At 32.9% G+C, this 2,356-nt stretch carries 2 protein-coding genes; both read right to left on the reverse strand.

Features of this window, described 5'->3' with window-relative positions; genetic code table 11:
* Positions 1–321: 321 nt before the first annotated feature.
* On the reverse strand, positions 322–1,311 hold the full coding sequence (locus C0T34_RS18050; protein WP_204100993.1) for a DNA cytosine methyltransferase: 990 nt from the start codon (positions 1,309–1,311) through the stop codon (positions 322–324).
* A gap of 87 nt (positions 1,312–1,398) precedes the next feature.
* A complete protein-coding gene (locus tag C0T34_RS18055; protein WP_109850597.1) occupies positions 1,399–2,283 on the reverse strand; it encodes a HaeIII family restriction endonuclease in 885 nt (294 codons plus the stop codon).
* Between the last annotated feature and the right edge of the window lie 73 nt (positions 2,284–2,356).

The raw sequence follows: 2,356 nt of genomic DNA on the forward strand, positions 1-2,356 counted from the left end.
TAACTATGTAGTGATTTGGCACTAACTATGTAGTCATTTAGTGTGGATAACTTTTTTCTAATAGCTAAAAAATAAAGAAAACCGCTTCAAGCCACAAACAAGTTTGCGACTTTCATCGGTTTGGCGGTGAAAACCGGACGAAAAAACGGGATGTTAAAAACGCCCTCAAACCCGACAGAAAACGTTATAAACTTTCAGGATAGATTCGGGTGTTACGGGGTGTGTTTGGTGCTTAAAATCGCGTTGAGGCGTTCTGATTGTGTCTGACGGGCGGTTTTGGGGTTTAAACTCGCCCGTTTAACATAATGGGTCTTACGTGAACTAGAATAATTGTCTTTTTATTTGTTCTGCTAAAGCTTTGGCTAAATTAACAGGAACGGCATTACCAACCATTTTATAGCCATCGACAACTGAATTATATTTGAATATAAATGAATCAGGGAATGTTTGCACTCTAGCACATTCTCTTACACTCATTCTTCGGTAAAGATGTTCTTCATTTTTAATGAATTCAAACTTATCAGTTTCTATTTTTATCATTTTTGGTGCACTTGGGTGTATTGGCGCATGACGACCGCCTGCTTGAATTGTAAATGATGGCTCATCCCAACTTCTGACTCTATTCCTTGACATGAAAATAGATGAAAATCCACCAGTCATATATTCATGGTTTGGTATTATTGTATTTTTATTTGATTTGTTTTTCTCATCAGAAGGTACTGCGTTATCCTTAATATCAAATATTGAATCTCTCAGGTTTAATTTTAATTCATTTTCATTTGGGAATTCAAAGTAAATATCTTTATATTCTTTTAATATTCCAACTATGAATACACGAAGCCTATCTTGAGGTACGTTATATTTATTTGCATTTAATAATTTAAATGAAATATTATATCCGGCGTTTTTAAATGACTCTAATATATTATTAAATGCATCCTCATGTTTTTTGTGTAATATACCAGATACATTTTCAGCTAGGAAAAATAGTGGCTTTTTTTCGTTTAAAAGACGGATGTATTCATAGAATAATTTACCACGATGGTCATCTATTCCTTTTCTACTTCCAGCCTCTGACCAGCTCTGGCATGGTGGTCCGCCGATAAATCCCGATATATCAGGGATGTCATTACTTTTTACGTCGACAATAGAACGTTTATCTAATATGCAATTAGGAAAGTTTTTCTTATGTGTTTCCCATATTGTTTTGTCGAATTCATTTGACCATGAAATGTCAAATCCAGCTAATTCAAACCCTAAATCTAAACCACCAGCACCTGAAAACAAAGACGCAATTTTTATTCTACTCATAAGGCAAACCTAATCTAACTATAGAGGTTTTATGATTGCACACAATAAAAGAAAAGGCCAGAAAAACCTTTTCTTTTTTTATTTACATTAAATTTGATGTATTGATTTTGGTATGTCAGTGTGTACTTCTATTCGCGTATCGAATTTAAGTGATAGAGATCTTCCTTTTTTAAATCTAGATGAAGCATTGTGTAATCTCATGTTGAATGAATACCCATTATTAAACTCAACTATTACATAGCTAGAGTTTAAAACTCTAGCTATCATCTCAGTTGGTGTTTGTAATTTATACCATTCCTCGATAACTATATTGTTAGGGTAAACGATTAATTTTTCAAAATCGGTTTTTGATACTAAAAAATGGAAGTAATTTCCCGCACAAGTATTACCGAATTTATTAATTATGCTGGCAGTGAGGGAGCAAAAATTATTATATAAATCTAAAATAGCTTGGTCTGAACGTAATTTAACATCGGAGAAAAGTAGCTCGTTTGTTGTATCGAAACCTAATTTATCAACGCTGGATATAAACGAAGACTCTAATGATTTTATTTGCGCTCTGTAAGAAATATCTTCGTATTTATTTGATATTCCTAATTGAGATATCAATGCCCCAGGTCTTTGGTGTTTTACTGCATTGTGATTATTTTTCAATGAGATACTTTTAGTTATTCTAAATCCATTTTCAGTGAAGGTTATTTCAATATCTGCTGGGTTACCAGATCTACCCTCACTATCACTTAATCTTCTTAAGGAGCAGATAGTTGTTGGTAATAAATCAAAATATTTTCTAGATGCCCTATCAAAGATGTTTTTTAATTCACTTGGAAGGTTTTCATATTTATTTCTATCTCTATCCTGTTGATATCTTGTTTCGCTATCAATAGATATTGCCTCCAATGAATTATCTAAAATATATTTTGCTAAACAATATTCAAATGCTCTACCGTTGTCATTGGATGTTGACGCCATTTTACACCTCTCAGTTAAAAAGTAGTTTCCTGTAAGGGCTTAGATCGGGTAGTCTTAGTCACGTAAAAAAAAA

The sequence above is a fragment of the Proteus sp. CA142267 genome (genome assembly GCF_003336825.1).
Classification (GTDB): domain Bacteria; phylum Pseudomonadota; class Gammaproteobacteria; order Enterobacterales; family Enterobacteriaceae; genus Proteus; species Proteus terrae.